Source organism: uncultured Fretibacterium sp. (assembly GCF_938030725.1).
Taxonomy (GTDB): Bacteria; Synergistota; Synergistia; order Synergistales; family Aminobacteriaceae; genus Fretibacterium.
The window spans coordinates 1-2,739 of sequence record NZ_CALHIQ010000054.1; the positions used below are offsets into that span (position 1 = coordinate 1).

Consider the following 2,739-nt stretch of genomic DNA (forward strand, 5'->3'; position numbering starts at 1 on the left):
CACCGCAAGCAAAGACCTGTTCCACTTTCTCATCACTGACCACTCTCCCTGAAAAATAGATACGATCACACAAACGGCGCGAACACGCCGCCAACAGCTTCCGATGACGCCCACGACATCGTCCGTCCCGGGGGCCCGCAGCACGGCGCGGACGTAGGCCTCGCGGCGCTGCTCCTCCAGCCTTTCAAACAGGTTCATTTGCTCAGCAGGGCGGCGCCGCAGGCGATGTCCTCCCGCGGCGTGCCCTGCCCCATCAGGCTCACGATCTCGGACTCGGCGAAGACCGTGCACATGGAGGAGATCGTGATCTCCCGTCCGCGCTCCGCCAACTCGAATAGCTCCGGCAGGGTAACCCCCATGCGGTTGGCCATGATCTCCAGGAACTTGCCCGTCCCGGCGGAGCACTTGTCGTTCATGATGAAGTCCGCGACGCGGCCTCTTCTGACGAGGATCACCTTGGTGTCCTGGCCGCCGATGTCGATGCCTGCGTAGAGCATGTGATGTACCCCCCTGCCCCTGTGCGGGGGCCAAGTCCTTTTTAGCGCGAATTGGCTTCGGCTCACGTGTTCATGCGATGGATGAACTTTTGAACGCGCGGGTTGTCGCTGCCAAAGATATCCTCCGGGCTTCCCTGCTGCAGGATATAACCCCCGTCCATGAACAGGATGCGGTCGGAAACCTCCCGGGCGAAGCGCATCTCGTGGGTCACGATCAGCATCGTCGTCGTGTGCCTGGCCGCGAGAGAACGGATGAGCTCCAGCACCTCGCCCAACAGCTCCGGGTCCAGGGACGACGTGGGCTCGTCGAATAACATGACCTCCGGCTTTACCGCCATGGCCCGGCCGATGCCGACGCGCTGCTGCTGCCCTCCGGACAGGTGGGCTGGATAGGAGTCCTTCTTCTCCTCCAGTCCGATGACCCGCAAAATGCGCAGAGCTTCCTCCCGCGCCTCAGCCTCAGGGACGCCCTGCACCTGCGTCATGGGCTCCATGACGTTCTGCAGCGCCGTCTTGTTGCGGAACAGGTTGTAGTTCTGGAACACCATGGCGGTCCGGCTGCGCAGGCGGGTGATGTCCTTGCGGCTTCCCCCTGGCTCCCGCACCACGACATCGCCGATGGCGATGCTGCCGCAGGTGGGTTTTTCCAGGAAGTTGATGCAGCGCAGGAGCGTAGACTTGCCGGTCCCGGAGGGGCCGATGATCGAAACGACCTCGCCGCGCTGAGCGGTCAAGTCGATCCCCTTAAGGACCTCCAGGACACCGAGCTTTTTGACGAGCCCGGAAACGGTGAGAACGGTCTTTTGTTCCATCATCGGGCCTCCTGAAGGTAGGGCCTGTTCAGATATCGCTCCAGGAGGGACTGCCCGTAGGAAACGAGGGCGAGGATGACCCAATACACGATGAGCAGGGCGACGAACCCCTCCAGGTAGCGATACGTCAGGTTGACCTCGTTCTTGGCGCAGGAGGTCATGTCCATGACGCCGACCGTAAAGGCGAGGGACGTGGACTTGAAAAGGTTGGCGAAGGAATTGACCATGCCGGGGAGAGCCACGCGGGCCGCCTGAGGGATCACGATGCGGCGGATGGTCTGCCACGGGGTCATGCCGATGGAGATGCCCGCCTCGAACTGCCCTCTGTCCACCGAGCTGATGGCCCCTCTGATGTTCTCGCCCATGTAGGCCGCAAAGCTGAGGGAGAGGACGATCACCGCGGCCCAGAAACTGGAGAGCCCCCTGATGGTTGCCGAAACCTGTGCGAACCCGTAATAAAAGACGAAGAGCTGAGCGATAAAGGGGGTGCTGCGAAAAAAGGAGGTGAACACCACGGAGAACTGCTTCAGCACGGGGATGTTATAGTATCGGGACGCCGCGAGGACAAACCCGAGCAGCACGGCGAAAAAGAGCGAAAGGAACGCCATGGAGACCGTGTTTTTGAAGCCCAGAAAGATGATGGAGAACATCTTTAAGAAATAGTCAAACTGAAAAATCATGGACTCTCTCCCTCTCTTTTTCTATCGAAATTCAAAAGACGGCAGACAATCCGGCAACGGAGGTCTGCCGCCTCATCCGCGTTTTCACGCGTCAGGGTTACTTCCCCTGCTTTTCCCGGTACTCCTTCGCATACTTGCTGTCCATGACGTTCATGCCGAACCACTTCTCGCAGAGTTTGGCGTAGCTGCCGTCCTCGAACATCTGCGTCAGGACGTCGTCCGTCAGCTTCAGAAGCGTGCGGCCCCGATCGGTCCGGGCAAAGGGATAGGCGTTGACCTCAACGTAGATCGGGTTCTCAGTGTCCACGGACTTGAGCTTCAGCTCAGGATTTTTCTTCAAGCGCCAAGGCAGTATGAGATAAGCGGAGGGAGTGGCATCCACGCGTCCCGCGGCAACCTCCTGAAGGAGGATTCCACCCGACTCGTAGGTGGATTTCTTCACCTTGTTTTCAGGGTCCAGAGCCGCTATGAACTCGTTCATAGCGCTGCCCTCGGCCAGACCAATGGTCTTTCCCTCCATGTCCTTCCAGGATTTGACATCCTCGTTGGATTCCCTAACCGTCAGACTGTAGGGGCTAAAGAAGAACGGTTGCGTGAAATCGTACTTCTGCTGGCGGACCGGAGTGATGCTGATCTGTTTCGCTACGGTATCCACACGTCCCAGGTCCAACTCCGCAAAGGTTGCGGGGTTGTCGAGCCGCACAAATTGAATATCATAACCGGACTTCTCGCCGACTATATGCCAGAACT

The 2,739-nt window shown here is 59.1% G+C and carries 5 protein-coding genes; all 5 read right to left on the bottom strand.

Annotation, left to right across the window (positions count from 1 at the left end; all coding sequences use genetic code 11):
* Positions 1–198: hypothetical protein (locus Q0629_RS03290; RefSeq protein WP_298778902.1), on the bottom strand; the 198-nt coding region annotated here is incomplete at its 3' end.
* Positions 195–497 carry a BadF/BadG/BcrA/BcrD ATPase family protein gene (locus Q0629_RS03295; protein WP_298778904.1) on the bottom strand — a complete coding sequence of 101 codons (303 nt, stop codon included), beginning with the start codon at positions 495–497 and terminating at the stop codon, positions 195–197. The genes Q0629_RS03290 and Q0629_RS03295, both read right to left, overlap by 4 nt.
* Before the next feature lie 62 nt (positions 498–559).
* Entirely contained in the window at positions 560–1,309 is a 750-nt protein-coding gene (locus tag Q0629_RS03300; RefSeq protein ID WP_298778911.1) for an amino acid ABC transporter ATP-binding protein, read from the bottom strand.
* Positions 1,309–1,989, bottom strand: a complete 681-nt coding sequence (locus Q0629_RS03305) for an amino acid ABC transporter permease (RefSeq protein ID WP_298778906.1) — start codon at positions 1,987–1,989, stop codon at positions 1,309–1,311. Before Q0629_RS03305 ends, Q0629_RS03300 begins: the two co-directional genes overlap by 1 nt.
* A gap of 97 nt (positions 1,990–2,086) precedes the next feature.
* On the bottom strand, positions 2,087–2,739 hold a 653-nt coding region (locus tag Q0629_RS03310; protein WP_298778908.1), incomplete at its 5' end, for a transporter substrate-binding domain-containing protein.